General features: G+C 47.4%; 17 protein-coding genes, 1 tRNA gene, 1 pseudogene and 1 riboswitch. Of the genes and pseudogenes, 12 read left to right on the top strand and 7 right to left on the bottom strand.

Annotated features, from left to right (window positions below; genetic code table 11):
- From ABF86_RS04505 to ABF86_RS04515, 3 genes and pseudogenes are all read right to left on the bottom strand, one after another.
- A pseudogene (locus ABF86_RS04505) lies at positions 1-238 on the bottom strand (IS481 family transposase); the annotation flags it as partial.
- A 49-nt stretch (positions 239-287) separates the two neighbouring features.
- Positions 288-3,602, bottom strand: coding sequence for an ATP-binding protein (locus ABF86_RS04510; RefSeq protein WP_240142224.1), 3,315 nt, complete (start codon positions 3,600-3,602; stop codon positions 288-290).
- A 5-nt stretch (positions 3,603-3,607) separates the two neighbouring features.
- Positions 3,608-4,390, bottom strand: a complete 783-nt coding sequence (locus ABF86_RS04515) for an aldolase (RefSeq protein ID WP_074456503.1) — start codon at positions 4,388-4,390, stop codon at positions 3,608-3,610.
- Between the two features lie 614 nt (positions 4,391-5,004).
- Positions 5,005-5,175: riboswitch (yybP-ykoY riboswitch) on the top strand.
- 6 nt (positions 5,176-5,181) lie between these two features.
- On the opposite strand from ABF86_RS04515, the gene ABF86_RS04520 reads away from it, so the two are divergent.
- The 3 genes from ABF86_RS04520 (at position 5,182) to ABF86_RS04530 (ending at position 7,616) form a co-directional block, all read left to right on the top strand.
- On the top strand, positions 5,182-5,760 hold the full coding sequence (locus ABF86_RS04520; protein ID WP_011633346.1) for a TMEM165/GDT1 family protein: 579 nt from the start codon (positions 5,182-5,184) through the stop codon (positions 5,758-5,760).
- 90 nt (positions 5,761-5,850) lie between these two features.
- The gene (locus tag ABF86_RS04525; protein WP_083341411.1) at positions 5,851-6,960 is read left to right on the top strand and encodes an MFS transporter; all 1,110 of its coding nucleotides are present in this window, start codon (positions 5,851-5,853) and stop codon (positions 6,958-6,960) included.
- 134 nt (positions 6,961-7,094) lie between these two features.
- Positions 7,095-7,616: a CreA family protein gene (locus tag ABF86_RS04530; RefSeq protein ID WP_011633344.1), complete on the top strand. Its 522-nt coding sequence runs from the start codon at positions 7,095-7,097 to the stop codon at positions 7,614-7,616.
- A gap of 137 nt (positions 7,617-7,753) precedes the next feature.
- On the opposite strand, the gene ald is transcribed toward ABF86_RS04530, so the two are convergent.
- Together ald and xth are read right to left on the bottom strand one after the other, a co-directional pair.
- Positions 7,754-8,866 (bottom strand): alanine dehydrogenase, encoded by a 1,113-nt coding sequence (gene ald / locus ABF86_RS04535; protein WP_011633343.1) that lies wholly within the window; start codon positions 8,864-8,866, stop codon positions 7,754-7,756.
- Between the two features lie 46 nt (positions 8,867-8,912).
- A complete protein-coding gene (gene xth / locus ABF86_RS04540; protein ID WP_011633342.1) occupies positions 8,913-9,677 on the bottom strand; it encodes an exodeoxyribonuclease III in 765 nt (254 codons plus the stop codon).
- A 161-nt stretch (positions 9,678-9,838) separates the two neighbouring features.
- Here xth and ABF86_RS04545 point away from each other — a divergent pair, with 161 nt between their 5' ends.
- Positions 9,839-10,147 carry a cytochrome c gene (locus ABF86_RS04545; RefSeq protein WP_011633341.1) on the top strand — a complete coding sequence of 103 codons (309 nt, stop codon included), beginning with the start codon at positions 9,839-9,841 and terminating at the stop codon, positions 10,145-10,147.
- Between the two features lie 98 nt (positions 10,148-10,245).
- Here ABF86_RS04545 and ABF86_RS04550 read toward each other — a convergent pair whose 3' ends face one another.
- Entirely contained in the window at positions 10,246-11,652 is a 1,407-nt protein-coding gene (locus ABF86_RS04550; protein WP_074455992.1) for an MBL fold metallo-hydrolase, read from the bottom strand.
- Positions 11,653-11,658: 6 nt separating this feature from the next.
- The gene (gene bioA, locus ABF86_RS04555) at positions 11,659-12,969 is read right to left on the bottom strand and encodes an adenosylmethionine--8-amino-7-oxononanoate transaminase (RefSeq protein ID WP_074455993.1); all 1,311 of its coding nucleotides are present in this window, start codon (positions 12,967-12,969) and stop codon (positions 11,659-11,661) included.
- Between the two features lie 165 nt (positions 12,970-13,134).
- Between bioA and groES the strand changes: the two genes are divergently transcribed.
- The 8 genes from groES (at position 13,135) to lon (ending at position 22,127) form a co-directional block, all read left to right on the top strand.
- Positions 13,135-13,425, top strand: coding sequence for a co-chaperone GroES (groES, locus tag ABF86_RS04560; protein ID WP_074455994.1), 291 nt, complete (start codon positions 13,135-13,137; stop codon positions 13,423-13,425).
- Between the two features lie 39 nt (positions 13,426-13,464).
- Positions 13,465-15,108: a chaperonin GroEL gene (gene groL, locus ABF86_RS04565; RefSeq protein WP_074455995.1), complete on the top strand. Its 1,644-nt coding sequence runs from the start codon at positions 13,465-13,467 to the stop codon at positions 15,106-15,108.
- A gap of 110 nt (positions 15,109-15,218) precedes the next feature.
- Positions 15,219-15,974, top strand: a complete 756-nt coding sequence (locus ABF86_RS04570; protein ID WP_074456033.1) for an SDR family oxidoreductase — start codon at positions 15,219-15,221, stop codon at positions 15,972-15,974.
- 168 nt (positions 15,975-16,142) lie between these two features.
- Positions 16,143-16,228, top strand: a tRNA-Leu gene (locus ABF86_RS04575).
- A 79-nt stretch (positions 16,229-16,307) separates the two neighbouring features.
- Complete coding sequence (tig, locus tag ABF86_RS04580; protein WP_074455996.1) at positions 16,308-17,624, top strand: trigger factor; 1,317 nt, start codon at positions 16,308-16,310, stop codon at positions 17,622-17,624.
- On the top strand, positions 17,608-18,252 hold the full coding sequence (clpP, locus tag ABF86_RS04585) for an ATP-dependent Clp endopeptidase proteolytic subunit ClpP (protein WP_011633334.1): 645 nt from the start codon (positions 17,608-17,610) through the stop codon (positions 18,250-18,252). Before tig ends, clpP begins: the two co-directional genes overlap by 17 nt.
- A gap of 59 nt (positions 18,253-18,311) precedes the next feature.
- Positions 18,312-19,595, top strand: coding sequence for an ATP-dependent Clp protease ATP-binding subunit ClpX (gene clpX / locus ABF86_RS04590; RefSeq protein WP_011633333.1), 1,284 nt, complete (start codon positions 18,312-18,314; stop codon positions 19,593-19,595).
- Positions 19,596-19,700: 105 nt separating this feature from the next.
- Positions 19,701-22,127 (top strand): endopeptidase La, encoded by a 2,427-nt coding sequence (gene lon, locus ABF86_RS04595; protein WP_074684639.1) that lies wholly within the window; start codon positions 19,701-19,703, stop codon positions 22,125-22,127.
- Positions 22,128-22,148: the final 21 nt, after the last annotated feature.

Consider the following 22,148-nt stretch of genomic DNA (forward strand, 5'->3'; position numbering starts at 1 on the left):
GCGTATGTTTGCGAAACGCCACAACAGCGGCTTCTTCTTCCAGACTTAAAACAGTCGAGTGCGACTCTTTGGGGCCCATCGGTGCATCGTGGGTGAATTCCCGCTTCCGCCACTTCGCTACCGTTTTTGGATTAATCCCATGCCGCTTGGCCAGAACATTCAGACTCTCTTGACTATTTTGTATCGCTCGACGCACCGCCGCTGTCGTGCGGGCGCTTCCGTGTAATATCTGTCCCATAAATCATCCCTCCGTAGCTGGTTATATGTTACACCAGCACACCGTGGGACTAAACAACTAAAGGCCGATGAATATTTTCCTCCTGTTGCTCCACCCGTTTCGACCCTTGTAACCATTTCTCCAGTACCGATTTAAGCTGTTCTAGTTGCACCGGCTTACTCAGATAATCATCCATTCCTAGTGCACGACACCTTTCCGCTTCACCCTTCAGTGCATTCGCTGTCAAAGCGATGATTGGAATCTGATAACGGCCCGTTTTTTCAGCGCGAATCGATTGCGTTAACTGATACCCATCCATTTCCGGCATATGCAGATCAGTCAGTATCAGCGCATACTCTCCACTTTTCCATTTCTGCAGTGCCTCACGCCCATTGACGACAATGTCTGCAGCAAACCCCAGCAAAGTAAGCTGCTGGCGAATAACTTTCTGGTTAATCTCATTGTCTTCAGCAACCAGAATCAGATTATCCCGCTGTAGCGCCTCTTCCCGGGATAATGGAACAACTTTATCGACAACTACTACAGAAATATCCTGATCTTCCTCTAGCTTTGCCCGGCCGGCTGCAACCGCTACCGCACGGAGAAATACCCGACGATAAAGTACATTTCCATCGAGCGTCACTACACCCTCCTCTTCCATACGGCCGCGATGGCGGCGGCCACGTCTAATAATTACAAACTGAAGCTTGTCATTTACACTCGAATTGGGCCGATCGCGAAATACCGCACGCAACTCTTCAATGGGCAACTCCTCATCCCTCATATCTACCACTAACAACCATTGACCCGTCGGAAGCTGTTTAATTCGTTCACGTGCAGCAAGCAATCCCGGTACACACTCAACTACAACACCTGCATATTTCAGATAGGTTGCAAGATCAAGGCTCAATCCGTCTTTACTTCCCATAACCACACATGACAACCCCGTGAGATCTGTTTCCAATTCCTCCTCTTGAATGACTTCTCTCTGAATTATTCCAAACGGGATACGCACGGTAAACACAGAGCCTACATCAGGTTTACTTTCTACAGAGATCTCACCTTTCATCAACTCAACCAGCCGACGGCAGATGATCAAACCCAAGCCGGTTCCACCAAAGCGGCGCGTGGTGGAAGCATCTCCCTGGGAAAAAGGTGTAAACAAACGCTCCCGAGCAGCATCATCCATACCGATACCATTATCGATAACCTGGAACATAACCGTTACAACATCGCCATCCACCTCCTCCGCCGGACTGGCCCTGACCGCAACACGCCCTGACCGCGACATGCCACTGGAAAATTTGATGGCATTGTTAATCAGGTTGATTAATATCTGCCGCAAACGCAACGCATCTCCCAGTACACCTTTCGGTAAAGCCGGATCTACGAACAAGGTCAACTCAACTTCCTTGCTGGCAGCCATATGTGTCAGCGTCCCACATGCACGCTCCACCACTTTCTCCAAAGATATCGGCGTTTGCTCGATCTCCAGCCTGCCCGCCTCAATCTTGGAAAAATCGAGAATATCCTCAATGATCTCAAGCAACGCGAAGGCAGATTCCCGAATGAGATCAGTCATTTCTCTCTGATACGTACTCAAGCTGGTCTGATCCAGTACATCGATCATGCCAATCACACCATTCATCGGCGTGCGAATTTCATGGCTCATGGCGGCAAGAAAAGCAGATTTTGCCTGATTGGCCAGCTCGGCCTCGTGCCGCGCCTGTTCCAGATCCTGTCGGATTTTCACATGCTCGCGCATATCACGCATAATTCCAGTGAAATGCCGTTCATCTCCTACGAAATACTCACTAACTGCAAGATACAAAGGAATAACCGTTCCATCCTTGCGTACCCCCTCGACTTCACGCCCCAGCCCGACATTATGCCCGCCTGGCAGTTGTGGACGCCCCACATATTGCTGACCATATCCAGTTTCACAATACCGCTGCATATAGTATTCATGCATGCTTCTATCTGGCTCTGGCACCAGAATGGAAACGTTCTGCCCAATCGCCTCTTCCACGGTATAGCCAAACAGTTTTTCCATGACGGGATTCACTGAGAGCATCACGCCTCGATCATCGGTTGACACCACACAATCCACCATGTGTTCAACGACTGAACGTGTTTCCTCTTCCTTGATTGCCAGCTCGGCGTTGAGTCGCTCAAGTTGGGCAGTACGCTCAGCCACACGCGCCTCCAGATGCCGGTAGCTGATCGCCAAGCGCTCAGTCATCATATCGAAAGCACCGGCTAGTTGCCCGATCTCATCCCACCCTTCACTGGGAATATGATGCTGAAGATTCCCGGCAGTAATTGCTTGAGCGCATTCATTGAGATTTTTCAGCGGGATCACAACCCGCCGGTTGAACAATAGCGCCCCCAGAATCGCCATCAAGAAAGTCAGGCCAAGCACCACCAACCCCATGATGCGCATTTTCGTCACCGAAGCAAATGCTTCCTCGGTATCAATCTGTACGACTATCCCCCAGCCCATACGTGATAAATACCGCCAGGCGGCAATCACCGGCTGGCCATTAAAATCAGTGACTACTCCTCCTCCATGTTCGCCATTCAGACTGTTTCTGATCGCCAATGCAAGCAACGGCTCATTCAGAGATATGGTGCGTTTCAGAGCAGCATTAGGATCTTCCCGCAGAGGCGCCACGATTCGGGCAGTGTCTTTGTTTTCTCTATGAGTAACAATTGTTTCGCCACTTTCACCCAGTCCGACGTTATTGGTCAGCACATTGAATACATGCTCGCTGTATATCTGCAGCGCCAGCACTCCGTGAAAATCTCCATCAATCAATATGGGCACGGCGACAAACGCCGCAATTGCACCGTGTGATGGCGGATAGTATTCAAAACTAGATAGATCGCTTTGATGTGTCTCTTTTATTTGTTGAAATACCTCACCCAACCCAGTATCTCGATAAGGACCTGTTAATAAATTGGTGGCAAAATCGGATTCATGGCCAACAGAAAAAACAATCCAGCCATCAGGAGATATCAGGAACAGATCATAGTAGCCTGTGCCTGCAAGATAGCGCTCGTAATGCGCCCGGTAGCGAGCATCCAGAGATCGATAGACATCGGAATCTGCACCATGCCGGCTGAATACCTGTGAAAATTCGTCTATTGCCTGACGCGTCGTGTCACTTGTCTGGATAAGATCTGCGTCCAGTATCCGTTCATGCAAGTAAGAATCAATCTGTTCAACTTTTTTGTCAGCAATCGACGAAACCTGCTGAATGGCCGACTTGCTGATTTCTCCCTCAAAGATGTGCAGCAAACCATAGCCGACCAACGCAATAGGCAATAACGCCACCAGCGCAAACCAGATGGCAAACCGCTGAGTGAGCGACGTAAGAATCATCACTCTCACAGACAATCAGAACAATGTTTCAGAGAACGTCGGGCGTAATAGGCAAAGGCGCTCGCACTGCGTTGCGCATGTAAAATCCAGTCATGCGCCTCTCGTCCCAGCGTCGGATCGATCGGCTGAATTTCGCCAACCGCACTTGCCAGCAACTGCATGCGTGCAGCCCGCTCAAATGCCAGCGCAATCAAACAGGCTTCCTCAACATTACTGCAAGCCACCAGCAGTCCGTGATGAGCAAGCATCAATGCGCGTTTACTACCCAATGCCTCGGCAATCAACCCACCTTCTTCGTTACCCACCGGAACACCCGGCCATTTCGGTAAAAAAGCCACATCACCATACAGCACACAGTTATCCATGTGCGAAATGATGAGCGGTGTTTCCAGCATACTCAGTGCCGCTGTATGCAATGCATGGGAGTGGACAATGCAATGTACATCGGGGCGTGCACGATATACCCAGGAATGAAAACGATTCGCGGGATTAGGCATACCCTCCCCTTCCAGCACCTGCAAATCCTCATCAACCAGCAACAAATTCCCGGCACTGATCTCGTCAAAACCGAATCCCAGCCGCTGCGTCAAAAACGTGCCCGGCACCTCCCCGCGTGCGGTAATCTGTCCAGCCAATCCAGAATCATGGCCATTATCAAATAAAATACGACAAGTCAAAGCCACCTTCTGGCGCAGAGAATAAATTGCCCCCGGCAGCTTATTCTCCATCTGATCGAATTCACGTTGCATCAACTGCTGCTTGTCAAGATCAAACGTTTCACCACTCATAAGCCGGAATCTCCCTCTTTTCCACAAAGAAACTTCATTGTTATTACCAGTGCAATTTTCCGTATTTCTTTCGTGGTTGCAAGCAAAACCCGATAGAAATCAAGCATAATCTACATTAGCTCTGACGTGGCTCTCAAACGTTCGATGAAAGGGCAGCTTAACCTCGTTTGCTTCCCAGGGTCTGTGGATTTGCTACCAGCCGCCCGGTTGCTTGAGATCACGATAAAAATCGACTATGTCTGCATCAACATTGAAAAATTTTTCTGCCCAACAGAATCGAAACATCAAAAAAATAGAGGGAGGCATGAATTATGAAAGCCTCCGATTCTCGAAAACAGGTTGAAAAATAGTGCAACCAAGGATGGCCTTGGTGGGGAATGCTGCCTTGGTCGAGATTGTCAAGTAACTTAAGCGTTGTCTTGAGCTGGTTTGCCAGTCGAATTACCTTTATCACTGAAGATATATCAAGCAAGTGCATGTTTCTGCTGCCGCACGTGCAAACGCACATCTACAGAGCTGTACGGGCACCCTACTGGCCATCACCAGTTTCTGACTTACCGGCGGCTTGTCGAAACCTGTCATCTCATGACTTTCAGAAAGCCAGCTGGTACAATTTTCAGGTCATTGGGGAGTAGCCACTCTTTATCACAAAGAGGCTTACATCAACATACTTGACCCACAACAGGTCATGGTGTAGGCAGCCCTTCGCCTGGCAAGACCTTTGACTGCGATGCTTCCACTAGGCCGGAGATGTATCGTGGTCAATCGTCTTTTCCGGCCAGGAAATTCTCATGGAATCGTTCTTCGTATCAACCGGGATCATTGCCCTCGCTGAAATCGGCGACAAAACCCAACTCCTCGCATTCATTCTCGCCGCACGCTTCAAAAAACCTGTTCCTATCATCCTGGGAATCCTGGTGGCCACCATCGTGAATCATAGCCTGGCAGGAATGCTAGGGGCCTGGATTACTGAAATTGTCAATCCCGGGGGATTGCGTTGGGTACTCGGCCTATCGTTCATTGGCATGGCCATCTGGACAATGATTCCCGATAAGATTGAGGAGGAAGAAACACGGATTGCCAGACGATTCAGCGTGTTTGGAGCGACTCTGGTCACTTTTTTTCTGGCCGAAATGGGGGATAAGACGCAGATTGCAACTATCACATTGGCCGCTCACTATGCCTCTCCATTTTTAGTTGTGATTGGTACGACTCTTGGTATGCTCATCGCTGATATACCAGCGGTATTCATCGGTGACAGGTTTGCAAACAGGATTCCTATGAGACTTGTGCACTCGATCGCGGCAGGCATCTTCGCCCTGCTTGGTCTTGCAACGCTGCTGAGGGGGGCGGAGCAGCTTGGATTCTAAGGTAAGACTGTAAAAGCAAAGTGTCATCATGACAAAAAAACAATTCTCAGCAAGATTCCTTCCGGCGTCTGGGTACTGGGCTTCGTTAGCATGCTGATGGACATCTCCTCCGAGATGATTCACAGTCTGCTGCCGTTATTCCTGGCCGGCACTCTGGGTGCAAGTGCTCTTATGGTTGGCTTGATCGAAGGGCTGGCCGAATCCACGGCACTCATTGTCAAGGTATTCTCGGGCGCACTCAGCGACTATCTAGGCAAACGCAAAGCACTGGCTCTGTTCGGTTACGCCCTAGGAGCACTGACCAAACCGTTGTTTGCCATTGCCCCAGTCACCAGTGTTGTACTCGCGGCTCGATTGTTGGATCGGGTGGGTAAAGGTGTCCGGGGTGCTCCACGTGACGCGCTGGTAGCGGATATCACCCCCATAGAGGTGCGCGGTGCGGCATTTGGCCTCAGACAATCGCTGGATACAGTCGGTGCATTCCTTGGCCCGTTATTGGCAACCGGCCTGATGCTACTGTGGGCAAACGACTTCCGGGCAGTGTTTTGGGTTGCTGTTATCCCTGGGTTGTTAGCGGTCGCGTTGCTATTCTTCGGTGTTCATGAGCCAAAGCAAAACGTTAGTAACAAACGTATCAATCCAATCTGCAAAGAGAATCTGATGCGTTTGCATGCCACGTACTGGTGGGTTGTCGGTATCGGTGCCGTATTCACACTGGCACGGTTCAGTGAAGCATTTCTGGTGCTTCGCGCTCAACAAGGTGGCATCCCACTTGCACTGGTTCCACTGGTAATGGTTGCCATGAACTTGGTTTATGCAGCATCGGCCTACCCTTTTGGCAAGTTATCCGATCGCATAAGTCACAAGATATTGCTGGCACTAGGGCTGTTTGTTCTGATTGTCGCTGATCTGGTATTGGCTATCGATGCTCATTGGATGACAGTACTCGTAGGTGTCGCGTTATGGGGAATTCACATGGGCATGACGCAGGGGCTGTTGGCAACAATGGTTGCTAATGCCGCACCGGTTGATTTACGCGGTACAGCGTATGGATTCTTTAACCTTATCAGCGGCATTGCCATGCTCATCGCCAGTGTGGTCGCCGGTCTGCTTTGGGATCAGATGGGAGCGTCCTTCACGTTCTATGCCAGCGCCGGGTTCTGCGGTATTACATTAATTGCACTGGTCAAGCGAGGATAACTGTGGATAGTAAAGTGATCAATACAAACGTATCCTGGTACAAAAAGTTTCGGCTGTAGCAGATACTCCGGAAAGCTATAATCAATTCTGTCATCCGGATTGTCATAGCGCTATCGTAAAAAAGGAGGATTTCCATGAAACACCATCAGAAAAGAGTCAGCCAGACCAACCTGCCAGGCTGGATCAAACGGGGAATACTGATCTGGACGGCAACTATTATCGGTTCATATTCGCTGCCGCTACTGGCAGAGGATATCGGCAGTGTATCGACACGATTCAAGTTGCTGGGTGCCAACGATAAAATAGTAGTAGAGGCATTTGATGATCCGGATGTAGCAGGCGCTACGTGTTATCTGAGCCGAGCAAAAACAGGGGGAATAAGCGGCACAGTAGGTGTGGCTGAAGATAGATCGGAGGCTTCTATCGCCTGCCGTCAGACAGGGCCAATTGCATTGCCGGAGAAAATAAAAAATGGTAAGGCGGATGGAGACGAAGTATTCAAGAAAAGTACCTCGCTGCTGTTTAAAACATTACAAGTGGTACGTTTCTATGATGCCAGGCGTAACGTGCTGATCTATCTCAGCTATAGCGATCGAGTCATTGAAGGATCACCACAAAACAGCATATCTGTAATCCCGGTTACGCCCTGGCATTAACAAGGTGTTGAAAAGCATCAACAAGATCGTCAAGGTAAGATGAAAATAGGTGAAAAAACGCAGTTTACATACGATAAAGAGTACTTTGAGCCTGTTTTCAATACCGCAGGACGATATGAAAGTTATACAGACCATCTTTAAGCAACCAGTATTTCCAGCGGTGATGTATACGGCAAACCGAAAGCCTCAGCTACTGCCGGATGCATGACTTGTCCACGATAGATATTAAGGCCATTCATCAACGCCTGATTGCTCTGCAAGGCTGACAGCCCTTCATCTGCCAGACAGGCAACATAGCTGGCAGTCTGGTTGTTCAACGCAAAGGTGCTGGTACGCGGAACTGCGCCCGGCATGTTCGTCACACAGTAATGCAGCACACCATCCACTTCAAAAACAGGATGGCTGTGTGTGGTCGGTCGGGTTGTTTCCACACACCCTCCCTGATCAACTGCCACATCAACAATCACTGAACCCACACGCATTTGCGGCAACATTTCCCGAGTTACTAGCCAAGGTGAGCGCCCACCGGGGATCAATACGGCACCGATGACAAGATCTGCCTCGTAAACTGCCTGACGCACATTGACCGCATCACAATATCGAGTTTGCAGCCGTCCGGAAAAACGGTCATCCAGCGCTTTCAAACGATCATGATTGATATCCAGCACTGTCACCATCGCCCCCATTCCGGTTGCTACTACCGCAGCATTGGTGCCCACTACCCCTGCGCCCAGAATGACTACATTGGCTGGGGCAACGCCTGGCACCCCACCCATCAGCACTCCCCGCCCCCCTTGGGTTTTTAACAGATAGGTTGCGCCAATCTGCACCGCCATGCGCCCCGCTACCTCGCTCATGGGTGTCAATAACGGTAATGCGCCGAATGCCGTCTGCACTGTTTCATAGGCAATTGCACTGACGCCGCTGGCGAGCAGTTTTTCTGCTAGGGCTCTATTTGAAGCCAGATGTAGATAAGCAAACAGCAGTAAATCCTTTCGCAAATACTGATATTCCACTTCGGTTGGCTCTTTTACCTTGACGACCAATTCAGCTGCCCAGGCATCTGCGGCGCGCATCACAATTTCTGCACCGGCTTCCCGGTAATCCTGATCGGAAATAATACTGCCCGCACCTGCTCCGGTTTCAACCAGCACCCGGTGCCCTCGCTCAGTCAGTGTATGTACGCTGCCCGGAGTAAGTCCGACCCGGTATTCATCCTCTTTCGTCTCTTTGGGTAATCCGATAATCATTCACGCCCTCAAGCTTTTCACACATAAAATTCAGATTTCTTGCTGCTTACGCCAGCTCCACCCAAACCGGTGCATGATCTGACGGCCGTTCCAGTTTCCTGGGTGCCTTGTCCACTTGCCAGGTAGCGCAACTGTCTGCCGTTTCATGACTCAGCAAAATATGATCAATACGCAACCCTCTGTTCCGGCGGAAAGCCATCATACGATAATCCCACCAGGTATATATTTTTTCAGGCTGCTCGAACAGGTGAAAACTGTCAACAAATCCTGTATCTAACAATCCGCGAAAGGCTTGCCGCTCAGCCTCGCTGCACAACACTTGTCCCTTCCAGGCCTCAGGATCATAAACATCACGATCCTCCGGAGCAATATTGAAATCTCCTAGTAATGCCACCTTGCCGTAACGTGTCCGCTCCTGTTGCAAAAAAGAATTGAGTATCGACAACCACCTCAGTTTATAGGCATATTTTTCTGAATCAACACGCTCCCCATTCGGCACATACACACAAATAATACGCAAATCTCCATAGGTTGCTGCAATCAGCCTTTTCTGTGGATCATCAAAATCGGGCAAGGCCGCGCAAACATCCACTCCTGTTACTTTACTCAGTAAAGCAACGCCGTTATATGTCTTTTGACCAGCATAGATTGACTGGTAACCCGCCTGCGCAAGTTCATCCACCGGGAAGAATTCATCCTGAAGCTTGGTTTCCTGCAAACACAATACATCTGGTTGATTGACGTTCAGCCAGTCGATTACCTGCTGTAATCGAACTTTGAGTGAGTTGACATTCCAGGTGGCAATTTTCATGATCTATTCCGTAGCAAGAGAGGTTTGTTTTCCAACTGTTTAACCGGGCTGAAGATACTAACATCAAACATTTTTACAAGCACACCACATAAGCTTGCAGCAATAATTAAATTAAGATGGATAGCGGCTATAATGTCCGCCCTTGTTAAACGGAGAGAAAAATGAAAAGAACGATTGGATTGTTGGTGGTTTCTGCAGTAATCAGCTTGACAGGATGTGCGAAGACCGACACTTATACCCCGGCAGAAAATGCTAGTGGCGAAGATATTTTTTTCGCAAGCTGCACTAAATGTCACAAACCTGAAACAGATGGCAAGGTCATGCTCTTGAGCGCCAAGATGAATACCAAAGAAGCCATTATCGAGAAAGTTCAAAAAGGCGGCATGACAATGACAGCCTTCCCCAACATTACCGGCGAACCCGCGCAACGTCTGGCTGAATTCGTTCTGACAAACAGCAAAACCAAATAATCGACTGCTGCTAATGCTGTTTTCTGGTTGATACAACGCAATAATGATTCGGGAAGAAGTTTGAAAATTGCTGATTCTACTTTCAGCTGAAAATAGAATCAGCCCAGTCGTTCTGAATCCATGCGCTGAGGAATACTCACCGGCCACTGTAATTGTTCCCGGATTGCACAGGCAAAAGCTTCGGCACTACCCGGTTCGCCATGCACGATGAAAGTTTTTCGCGGAGGCTGGCTGAATCCTCTTAACCAATCAAGCAGATTCTCCTGATCAGCATGGGCAGAAAGCCCGCCAACCGTATGAATAGATGCGTGCACAGGAATTTGTTCACCAAAAACACGAACATTTTTACTACCATCCACTAATCTGCGCCCCAAGGTACCCGCAGCCTGAAAGCCGGTAAACAAAATGCTGCATTCAGGTCTGGGCAAGTTATATTTCAGGTGATATTTAATGCGCCCGGCATCGCACATACCACTGGCAGAAATAACGATTGCGCCGGATTGTATGTGATTGAGCCTGATTGAATCCTCGACTTCCTGCACAAAATGAATCCGCAGATTCTTATTATGCTGGCTGTGCCAGTTCATGATATCGATAGTTTCCTTATCAAATAATTCTCTATGTCTGAGTGTGATTTCCGTAGCAGCCAACGCCATAGGTGAATCCACGTAAATATCCATCACTCCCAGGCGCCCCTGACGCTGCAGATCCGTCAGCAGAAATAACAAATCCTGAGTACGGCCAACAGTAAACGCCGGTACGATGATATTGCCGCGTTTATGGATCAGTGTCTGACAAATGATTTCCACCATTTCATCGCGTGTGTCTTGCATGCTGCGATGGCAACGGTTGCCATAAGTGGATTCAACCAACAGATAATCAGCCTCTTTGATAAATGTCGGATCGCGCACGATAGGATGGCCCGGCTGCCCCAGATCACCCGAGAAAACAATTTTTCTCTGCCTGGAACCGGACTTCAGCCAGACCTCAATGATGGCTGATCCAATAATGTGTCCAGCATCACGAAATCGACACTGCACTAATGGATGCGGCTGACATGTTTCGTCATAATTGACACCTCGCATTTGTTTAAGAAATGCTTCTGCCTGGGTAACAGTGTAGAGCGGGACATTTTCATAACGTAGCGAACGTTTATTACGCAATGCCGTTTTTGTATGCCACTCTGCTTCTTTTTCCTGAATATGAGCACTATCTTTCAGGATGATTGAAAGCAGATCTGCCGTGGCCGGGGTCATGTAGACAGGCCCTCTGAATCCGAGCACACTCAAGCGCGGCAATAACCCAGAATGATCCACATGGGCATGTGTTAGCAAAACAAAATCCATTGATTCCGGATTAAAATTGATTGCGGCATGATTTTTACGACTTGCATCCCGCCCGCCCTGGAACATACCGCAATCCACCAGAAAGCGCACATCATCCGTTTCAACCAGGTAACATGATCCGGTGACTTCTCCAACACCGCCCAGAAAGGTAATCTGCATGGGTATTTATATTCTATTGAGAATGTGCAGAATACCCCGGGCCATCAATTCCATTTCCTCTTCATTAATAATGTACGGCGGCATGATGTAGACCGAGTTGCCCATGGGACGAATCAGAAGTTGTTGTTCCAGTCCCTTTTGCGCAAAGCGGTGTGTGAAATCCGGTTGGGGGTTATCCACTTCAAACGCCCAAATCATACCGCAGTTGCGGAAATTCTTGACATCCGGGTGCTCCCGAACAGGCTGTAAACATTGATTGAGAAAATCAGTTTTTTTACGGTTTGTTTCGATCACATTATCCTGCTCAATGATATCGAGCGTTGCCAGGGCTGCCCGACAGGCAAGAATATTGCCGGAATGGGAGTGCGAATGGAGAAAAGCCTGGTTAATTTCATCACGGTAAAACGCACGATAGACTGCATCATTAGTCATGACCACTGAAAGCGGCAAATAGCCCCCACTTAACCCTTTGGCAAGGCACATAAAATCCGGCGTGATTCCAGCTTGTTCACATGCAAACAGAGTGCCTGTTCGACCAAATCCAACCGCAATCTCATCTGCGATTAAATGAACCCGGTAGGTATCGCATATTTCCCGTGCCCGTTGCAGATAAACCGGGTGGTACATTCCCATTCCGCCCGCTCCCTGGATAAGAGGCTCCAGAATCAGAGCCGCTGTACTGGCATGATGTTGTGCGAGATAACTCTCCAATTCAGCGGCAGCCTTCAGCGCATGAGTTTCCGGGGTTGTTCCAGTTTCAGCAACACGCCAATCAGGGGTAGGTACCGGATGCGCAGGGCGTAACAGCGGTGCATAAATTTGTCTAAAAAGCGGGACATCGGTGACCGATAACGCCCCCAGGGTTTCTCCATGATAACCATTCTGCAGATTAACGAATTGGGTTTTATCGGGGAAACCACATTGCTGCCAGTAGTGAAAACTCATTTTCAGCGCAATCTCATTGGCTGACGAACCATCGCTGGCATAGAAACAATGACTCAGGTTTCCTGGCGTTATGGCACTCAATCGTTCTGACAGCTCTACTACTGGCTCATGAATCAATCCAGCCAGCATCGCGTGTTCCAGCTTGCTAAGTTGGTCAATGATGGCAGCATTGATACGAGGATTGCAGTGCCCAAATAAATTGACCCACCATGAACTGATTGTATCCAGATAGCGCTTACCATCTGCACCATACAGCCACACACCCTCTCCCCTGGTGATTAATATCGGGGGAAATGCTTCGTGATGCTTCATCTGGGTGCAGGGATGCCAGACACTCTGATGGGTGTGCAAAGTTACTTTTTTATCATTCACTGTCTTGAAATTCCTTATAATAGCCTCTATTATTAGCACTCAACGTCGTTGAGTGCTAATAATAGGTTGTTACGAGACTCAGCGATTGTTGATGAAACTCATTGAATCAGATTCAAATATGACCAGATCTTTCGTTTTTGTTAACCATTGTAGGAGAAAAGGACTATGAATATTCGCCCTTTGCATGACCGTGTAATTGTTAAACGGCTGGAAGAAGAACGCAAGACCGCGTCCGGTATCGTAATTCCCGATACCGCCGCAGAAAAACCGGATCAGGGTGAGATCATCGCTGTAGGTAAAGGAAAGGCGGGCGAAGACGGCAAAATCCGCGCATTGGAAGTTAAAGTCGGAGACAAGGTACTCTTCGGCAAATATGCCGGCCAGGCTGTCAAAATTAAGGGCGAAGAGTTCCTCGTAATGCGTGAAGAAGACATCATGGGTGTGATTGAAGGTTAATTGATCGTTGAATAACCAACTGAAATCAGGAGTAAAGATATGGCAGCTAAAGAAGTAAGATTTGGAGATGCAGCGCGCAGCGCCGTAATCACTGGCGTAAATGTACTGGCAGATGCGGTTAAAGTGACGTTGGGCCCTAAAGGACGCAATGTTGTACTGGAGCGTTCATACGGCGCCCCCACCATTACTAAGGATGGCGTATCGGTTGCGAAAGAGATTGAACTGAAAGACAAGTTCGAAAACATGGGCGCACAAATGGTCAAGGAAGTCGCCAGCAAAACCTCGGATACAGCAGGAGATGGCACAACGACGGCAACTGTTTTAGCACAAGCCATCGTCAAGGAAGGTATGCGTTATGTCGCAGCCGGAATGAATCCAATGGATCTGAAGCGCGGGATCGAAAAGGCAGTTAGCGCCGCTGTTGAAGAATTGAAAAAACTTTCCAAGCCATGTTCCACCAGCAAGGAAATCGCTCAAGTTGGCAGCATTTCTGCCAATTCCGATGCCGAAATCGGCAGAATCATTGCTGAAGCAATGGATAAAGTCGGCAAGGAAGGCGTCATTACGGTTGAAGATGGTTCCGGCCTGGAAAATGAGCTGGATGTCGTGGAAGGCATGCAGTTTGACCGAGGTTATCTCTCTCCCTATTTTGTCAGCAGCGCTGAGAAACAGATTGCAGCACTCGAAAACCCTTTCATTCTGTTGCACGACAAAAAAATATCCAATATTCGTGACCTTCTGCCAATACTCGAACAAGTAGCCAAAGCAGGTAAACCACTGCTGATCATTGCTGAAGATGTTGATGGTGAAGCCCTGGCAACACTGGTCGTGAACAATATTCGCGGCATCCTCAAAACATGCGCAGTCAAGGCACCTGGTTTTGGTGATCGTCGTAAGGCTATGCTGGAAGATATCGCGATCCTGACGGGTGGTACGGTGATTGCCGAAGAAGTCGGTTTATCCCTGGAAAAAGCTAAACTGGAAGATCTGGGCCAGGCTAAACGCGTTGAAGTTGGCAAGGAAAACACCACCATTATTGATGGTGCCGGAGATACCAAAGCCATTGAAGCACGCGTTACACAGATTCGCAAACAAATCGAAGAAGCAACCAGTGACTATGATCGCGAGAAGCTTCAAGAACGCGTAGCCAAACTGGCTGGGGGTGTAGCTCTAATCAAGGTTGGCGCTGCCACGGAAATGGAGATGAAAGAGAAAAAAGCTCGCGTTGAAGATGCCTTTCACGCAACACGCGCTGCGGTTGAAGAAGGTATTGTTCCTGGTGGTGGCGTCGCCCTGCTGCGTACAATTGATGCTGTGAGCAAGGTCAAAGGCGACAACCATGATCAGGATTCCGGCATCAAAATTGTTTTGCGTGCACTGGAAGAGCCACTACGCCAGATCGTAACCAACTGCGGAGATGAAGCTTCTGTAGTCGTCAACAAAGTTAAGGAAGGTAAAGGTAACTTTGGTTACAATGCTGCAACGGGTGAATATGGCGATCTAGTTGCTATGGGCGTGCTGGACCCTACCAAAGTAACCCGCTCGGCTCTGCAAAACGCCTCATCAGTTGCAGGATTGATTCTGACGACGGACGCAATGGTTGCAGAGCTTCCAAAAGAAGATTCGCCTGGGGCAGGTGCCGGCATGGGCGGTATGGGTGGCATGGGCGGTATGGACATGTAACCGACTCCAATCGGTCTATCTGTTAACAATAATGAACCACAACGGATCGGTATGCAAAAAACCGGACGTTGTGGTTTTTAACTTCTATCGGTCGTGCTGAGATAAATATATTGGATACTTTAAAAACTTATCCGGATGACCGGAATTTGCTTGCAGACCGGGTTATCCTGGTTACAGGTGCAGGACAAGGTATTGGGCGCACTGCAGCACTCACTTTCGCAAAATATGGCGCCACGATTATTTTACATGGCCGTAAAACCGAGAAGCTTGAGCAGGTTTATGATGAAATCGAGACGCTCGGCAGAGCATCAGCAATCATTCTGCCATTTGATTTCGAACAGGCTACTGAAACTGGCATTGTGGAACTAGCTGGGGCAATAGCCTCCCAAATTGGTCGGCTGGATGGTATTTTGCACAATGTCGCCTGGACCACCGGCCCAATGCCACTTGAATTCCATACACTTGAGCACTGGCAAACCACCATGCAGATCAATCTTCTCATCCCTGCAATGCTGACTCGCGCCTGTTTTCCGTTGCTCAAGACCGCCCAGGATGCCAGTGTAATCATGACGGGAGACACCCACGGCCAAGTACCCACAGCCTACTGGGGTGCTTTTGCAGTAGCGAAAGCAGGGGTGGAAGCATTGGTCAAAATTCAGTCTGAGGAGTGGGAGATTTATCCAAATTTACGCATTAACGCACTGATTCCTGGAGCTACAGACACGCCACAACGTACCAAAACTCATCCGGGCAGCAATAACCGTTTATTACCCAAACCGGCAGATCTGATGGGGACTTATCTCTTCCTGATGGGACCAAATAGTACTGGAGTAACTGGCAAAACGTTCAATTGCCAAAAAGATTAACCGCACAACGGACAGGAAATCTGCCCCGGTTGTTAGAAGCGAGTATAATTGGCTATAAAGGGGTGTGGTGTGATTCGCTGAAAAACAAGCTGCGGCACAACTGTGTGAGCAAAAATCATCTTGTTTTTGGGAATTCTGAATCCCGCTAATTTTTGAATAGCCCGGCGCGCGAAAGTGGCGGAATTGGTAGACGCACCAGATTTAGGTTCTGGCGCCGATGAGGTGTGGGGGTTCGAGTCCCCCCTTTCGCACCACGGAATATTCAGGCTTGGCCAACCTAGCACGATCATACCACTTGTTTAATCAATGTTACGTATCAGCTCAGGAAAATAGATGCAGACACAAGAGGAAGCCTCCAATCCACTGGAGCGCAATATTGAACTCTCTGTTTCACGGGAAAAAGTCGAAGCCGAAGTGGGTCAGCGCCTGAAGCGCCTGGCTCCAAAAATCAAGATACAGGGATTCCGTCCGGGCAAAGTTCCTATGAAAATAGTTGCACAGCAATACGGCCATCAGATTGAGCACGAAGTGCTGGGAGAGTTGTTGCAACAACAGTTTAGCGAAAGTATTAATCGAGAAAACTATCGCATTGCAGGTGTTCCAAACTTTGAATCCAGAAATCCCGGAACAGATAATTCAAACTATGAATTCCGCGCAACATTTGAAATCTATCCTAATATCGAACTGGGTGATTTAAATTCGATTACAATCAACAAACCTGTTTTACAGATTGGCGACGTGGAAATCCAGAAAACACTGGAAGTTCTGCGTAAACAGCGAACAAACTATGAGTCGGTAGATCGTCCGGCACAAACGGGTGACCGGGTTAATATCAATTACCGGGGATCCCTGGACGGAAAGAACTTTGCTGGTGGCCAGGCAGATAATTACAGTGTCATTCTTGGAAACGGGCATCTTCTGGAAGATTTCGAGGCATCTATCCTGGGCATGAGTACAGGACAGGAGAAAACGTTTGATATGACTTTTCCTGAAGACTATTCAGGAAAAGAAGTTGCCGGAAAGAAAGTAACTTTTACAATTACACTCAATAAGGTTGAAGCTCCTAAGCTACCGGACGTGGATGGTGAATTTGCCAAGTCGCTAGGGATTGAAGATGGTAATGTTGAAAAAATGCAATCAGAAATCAAGGCTAATCTTCAGCGTGAAACAACCCAGCGTATCCGGGTAAAACTCAAAGAACAAGTCATGCAATCCCTACTGGATAAGATTTCAGTAGATATCCCCAAAATTTTGGTTCAACAGGAAATAGATCGGCTAATAGAAGAAGTACAAGATACCCGGACAGCACGTGGTTTTCCTAAAGCCTCCAATTTGCAAAGAGATACCTTTCTGGAAAGAGCTGAGCGGCGCGTCAGGCTGGGACTCATTTTATCCAGGTTGATCGAAACACACGGATTAGGTGTAAAGCCTGAGCAAATCAAAAGTTTTATTGAAGAACATGCTCAAAGTTACGAAAATCCTGAACAGGTCGTCAAATGGCACTTCGCTTCACCTGAACGAATCAAGGAAATAGAACCGCTTGTTCTGGAGGATAACGCCGTATCATGGATACTGGACAGAGCCAATATCGTTGATCAGAATGTCACTTTCGATGAACTAATGGGATATTCACATGCAACCAATACTTGATTGGGAGAAAAACGAATTGAATACTACAGGACTGGGTTTGATTCCCATGGTAATCGAGTCCAGTGGTCGCGGAGAGCGCGCCTACGATATTTATTCAAGGCTGCTCAGAGAAAGAATCATTTTTTTAGTGGGCCCGGTTACAGAAACATCTGCCAACTTGGTAATTGCGCAGCTCTTATTTCTAGAATCTGAAAATTCAGAGAAAGATATTTCCTTATATATCAATTCGCCCGGCGGGCTTGTCACGGCAGGACTAGCTGTGTATGACACCATGCAATTCATTAAACCGGATGTCAGCACACTTTGCATAGGACAAGCTGCCAGCATGGGTGCCTTGCTGCTTACTGCGGGCGCCAAAGGCAAGCGTTATTGCCTACCCAATTCACGCGTTATGATCCATCAGCCACTGGGCGGATTTCAGGGACAAGCATCCGACATAGAAATACACGCTAAGGAAATTTTGGCACTGAAAGGTCGTTTAAATGAAATTTTGGCTAAACATACCAGTCAAACGATTAGAACTATTGAGAAAGATACTGATCGTGACAATTTTCTCGGCGCAGAAGCAGCCGTAAAGTATAGTTTAGTGGATGCAGTATTAACGAGCAGGAAAGTAAAACACGAGTAAAATCAAATTGTTCCTGTTGAACAAGAGCAATATTCGTTTGATGATTGTGGGGTGGAATAATGTCTGAAAAAACAAATGACGAAAAACTTTTGTATTGTTCTTTTTGCGGAAAGAGTCAGCGAGAGGTCCGGAAGTTAATTGCCGGGCCATCTGTATTCATTTGCGATGAGTGTATCGACCTTTGTAATGACATTATTCGCGAAGAAATACAGGTTGATGAAACGGCCAAACTATCTAAAACAAGTTTGCCGACCCCACATGAAATTTGTGAAACACTGGATCAATATGTCATTGGACAGGAATCTGCAAAAAAAATACTGTCTGTTGCAGTTTACAACCACTATAAGCGATTAAGAAATCTATCAAAAGTTAATGCTGGTAGCGATGACATTGAACTTGCCAAAAGCAACATATTGCTGATTGGTCCTACCGGATCTGGCAAGACCTTACTGGCACAGACACTGGCAAGATTGCTAGATGTACCGTTTGTTATTGCTGATGCAACGACGCTGACAGAAGCAGGATATGTCGGTGAGGATGTAGAAAATATTATTCAGAAGTTGCTGCAAGCAAGCAACCACGATGTTGAAAAGGCCCAGCGCGGAATCGTATACATCGACGAGATAGATAAAATTTCGCGTAAATCAGACAACCCTTCCATCACTCGGGATGTTTCAGGAGAAGGTGTACAACAGGCACTACTCAAACTGATTGAGGGTACAGCAGCCTTGGTACCTCCTCAAGGTGGGCGCAAACATCCCAATCAGGAATTTATTCAGGTTGATACCACAAATATTCTGTTCATCTGCGGTGGGGCATTTGATGGTATCGATAAAATCATACGTGCACGATCTGAAAAAAGTGGCATAGGCTTTGGTGCGGATGTCATCAACCAGAACGATCGCAAGGAATTAAACAAGATATTGGGTGACATTGAACCAGAAGATCTAATTAAATATGGCTTGATTCCGGAGTTTATCGGGCGTTTACCAGTCGTGGCAACGTTGCGTGAATTGAACGAGGCAGCACTGATCCAAATTTTGATTGAACCCAAAAATGCACTGGTTAAACAATACAGCAAGCTATTCAGCATGGAAGGGGGAGTTGAATTGGAATTCCGCGAACAGGCTCTTGTAACAATTGCCAGAAAAGCGCTTGCACGGAAAACTGGAGCACGTGGATTACGTTCTATTCTTGAGGAAACACTGCTGGATATTATGTATGATCTGCCTTCAATCAAAAACGTCTCAAAAGTAGTGATCGAAAGCAGCTCTACAAATGATGATCTTCAACCTATCATAATTTATGCTGAAAAGCCCAAGCTGGCCAGAAGCTCGAAATAGTACAAATTCTTTTAAGAGTTTGTTTTTAGCACACTGCGGGTACCTGTTTTTCACAGGTGTCACCATATCTTATCCTATCCATGTTTTCTGCAGGATGTAAATGACATGACATCAGATATTCTCGACACCCAAGAACCAAAAAACGAGCTTGATTTACCACTGCTCCCACTGCGTGATGTGGTGGTCTTTCCACACATGGTTATTCCATTATTTGTGGGACGTCCAAAGTCTATCAAGGCTTTAGAAGCTGCGACAGAAGCTGGAAAAAATATTCTGCTAGTTGCTCAGAAATCAGCCTCTAAAGATGACCCTTCTCCCCAAGACCTTTATAAAGTTTGCTGTGTTTCAAGCATTTTGCAAATGCTGAAACTCCCCGATGGAACAGTCAAGGTATTGGTAGAAGGAAGTTATCGGGCAGAAATTGAATCTTTTAATGATTCCGAAACCTATTTTTCTGGAAAGGCTATACCAGTCACAATTGATGAGATCGACACGTCAGAAATTGAAGCATTACGACGCGCTCTTCTTTCCCAATTTGACCAATATGTCAAATTAAACAAAAAAATCCCATCAGAAATTCTTGCTTCCCTGACAGGAATTGATGAGGTCGGACGATTAGCTGATACGATCGCTGCTTATCTTCCCTTGAGACTGGAGCAAAAACAGGAAATTCTGGAAATTTTTGAAGTTCAGCCACGTTTAGAACGTTTACTTGGCCTTCTGGAAGCCGAACTGGATATCCTCCAGGTAGAAAAGCGCATTCGCGGTAGAGTCAAGCGCCAGATGGAAAAAAGCCAGCGGGACTATTACCTGAATGAACAGGTTAAAGCTATTCAGAAAGAACTGGGCGAAGGCGAAGATGGCACTGACCTTGAAGAAATCGAAAGAAAAATAAAGGCAGCTTCCTTGCCTAAAGAAGCATTAGCCAAGGCAGAGTCTGAGCTGAAAAAACTGCGCCTGATGTCTCCTATGTCAGCCGAAGCAACTGTTGTACGAAATTATATTGACACGCTGGTTGCATTGCCCTGGAAGCAGAAAACCAAAATCAGCAAAGAATTAAAGATTGCCGAATCCATCCTGAATGAAGATCATTATGGTTTGGAGAAAGTAAAGGAAAGGATAGTTGAATACCTTGCAGTACAACAGCGGGTTGCCAAATCCAAGGCTCCCATTCTTTGCCTTGTCGGCCCGCCTGGGGTAGGTAAAACTTCACTAGGTCGATCTATAGCTCGCGCGACAAACCGTAAATTTGTTCGTATGTCTCTCGGAGGCATGCGAGACGAAGCTGAGATCCGTGGGCATCGTCGAACTTACATCGGTTCGATGCCCGGAAAGATTTTGCAAAGTATGACAAAAATCGGTGTCAAAAACCCACTGTTTCTGTTAGATGAAGTTGACAAAATGGGAATGGATTTTCGTGGCGACCCTTCTTCTGCCTTGCTGGAAGTACTTGATCCGGAGCAAAACAATACATTTGTTGATCACTACATCGAAGTTGAATACGACTTATCGGATGTCATGTTTGTTGCTACCGCAAACACACTGAACATTCCTCCCGCACTCCTTGATCGAATGGAAGTTATTCGACTTTCAGGCTATACCGAAGATGAGAAACTAAATATTGCAAAACGATATCTTCTACCCAAGCAAATGAAGGATCATGGTTTAAGCGAGGGGGAGTTGTCTGTTTCTGAATCTGCATTACGTGACATTGTCCGCTACTACACCCGAGAAGCGGGAGTGCGTTCAATGGAAAGAGAAATCTCCAAGATTTGCAGGAAAGTCGTCAAAATTTTGCTGGTTAAAAAAAATAAGGAAAAGATTATTATCAACTCCCGCAACCTCGATAAATATCTTGGAGTGCGCCGTTACGCTTATGGCATGGCTGACGAAAAAAATCAGGTTGGACAGGTTACGGGACTGGCTTGGACGGAGGTAGGCGGTGAGTTGCTGAGAATTGAGGCAGTAGTGCTACTAGGCAAAGGGAAGACGATTACGACCGGTAAACTGGGTGAAGTCATGCAGGAATCCATTCAGGCAGCCCTGTCTGTTGTTCGAAGCCGCTCAATCGTTCTGGGAATATCAGATGATTTTTATCTGAAGAACGATATTCATATTCACTTGCCTGAAGGGGCCACGCCTAAAGATGGGCCGAGTGCAGGTATTGGTATTTGTCTGGCTATGGTTTCTGCATTGACCGGAGTCCCGGTGCGAGCATCCGTTGCGATGACCGGGGAAATTACACTAAGAGGCGAAATTCTTCCAATCGGTGGGCTCAAGGAGAAACTCCTGGCTGCTCATCGTGGTGGAATAAGCACAGTGTTGATCCCGGAAGATAATGTCAAGGATTTGAGTGAGATTCCTGGAAACATTAAAAACAAACTGGATATCAAGCCAGTAAAATGGATTGACCAGGTGCTAGAAATTGCTCTGGAATATAAGCCTGATGCGATACCGTCAGCTATCCCTGGTCAAGTCATTGCATCCACACCTAAAGATAGCGTTACAAGAGCTTCTTCAATCAAGCATTGATTATTTGGATACACATAACGG

The organism is Nitrosomonas sp. GH22, assembly GCF_009833115.1.
GTDB classification, from domain to species: Bacteria; Pseudomonadota; Gammaproteobacteria; order Burkholderiales; family Nitrosomonadaceae; genus Nitrosomonas; species Nitrosomonas eutropha.

What these genes read in the sequence shown, in the direction of transcription:
- lon (WP_074684639.1), top strand. Translation starts at nt 19,701, where the DNA reads ATGACATCAGATATTCTCGACACCCAAGAACCAAAAAACGAGCTTGAT.
- ABF86_RS04520 (WP_011633346.1), top strand. Translation starts at nt 5,182, where the DNA reads ATGGAATCGTTCTTCGTATCAACCGGGATCATTGCCCTCGCTGAAATC.
- ald (WP_011633343.1), bottom strand. Translation starts at nt 8,866, where the DNA reads ATGATTATCGGATTACCCAAAGAGACGAAAGAGGATGAATACCGGGTC.
- ABF86_RS04525 (WP_083341411.1), top strand. Translation starts at nt 5,851, where the DNA reads ATGCTGATGGACATCTCCTCCGAGATGATTCACAGTCTGCTGCCGTTA.
- groES (WP_074455994.1), top strand. Translation starts at nt 13,135, where the DNA reads ATGAATATTCGCCCTTTGCATGACCGTGTAATTGTTAAACGGCTGGAA.
- ABF86_RS04515 (WP_074456503.1), bottom strand. Translation starts at nt 4,390, where the DNA reads ATGAGTGGTGAAACGTTTGATCTTGACAAGCAGCAGTTGATGCAACGT.
- ABF86_RS04510 (WP_240142224.1), bottom strand. Translation starts at nt 3,602, where the DNA reads ATGATTCTTACGTCGCTCACTCAGCGGTTTGCCATCTGGTTTGCGCTG.
- tig (WP_074455996.1), top strand. Translation starts at nt 16,308, where the DNA reads ATGCAGACACAAGAGGAAGCCTCCAATCCACTGGAGCGCAATATTGAA.
- ABF86_RS04530 (WP_011633344.1), top strand. Translation starts at nt 7,095, where the DNA reads ATGAAACACCATCAGAAAAGAGTCAGCCAGACCAACCTGCCAGGCTGG.
- ABF86_RS04550 (WP_074455992.1), bottom strand. Translation starts at nt 11,652, where the DNA reads ATGCAGATTACCTTTCTGGGCGGTGTTGGAGAAGTCACCGGATCATGT.
- ABF86_RS04545 (WP_011633341.1), top strand. Translation starts at nt 9,839, where the DNA reads ATGAAAAGAACGATTGGATTGTTGGTGGTTTCTGCAGTAATCAGCTTG.
- xth (WP_011633342.1), bottom strand. Translation starts at nt 9,677, where the DNA reads ATGAAAATTGCCACCTGGAATGTCAACTCACTCAAAGTTCGATTACAG.
- clpP (WP_011633334.1), top strand. Translation starts at nt 17,608, where the DNA reads ATGCAACCAATACTTGATTGGGAGAAAAACGAATTGAATACTACAGGA.
- groL (WP_074455995.1), top strand. Translation starts at nt 13,465, where the DNA reads ATGGCAGCTAAAGAAGTAAGATTTGGAGATGCAGCGCGCAGCGCCGTA.
- clpX (WP_011633333.1), top strand. Translation starts at nt 18,312, where the DNA reads ATGTCTGAAAAAACAAATGACGAAAAACTTTTGTATTGTTCTTTTTGC.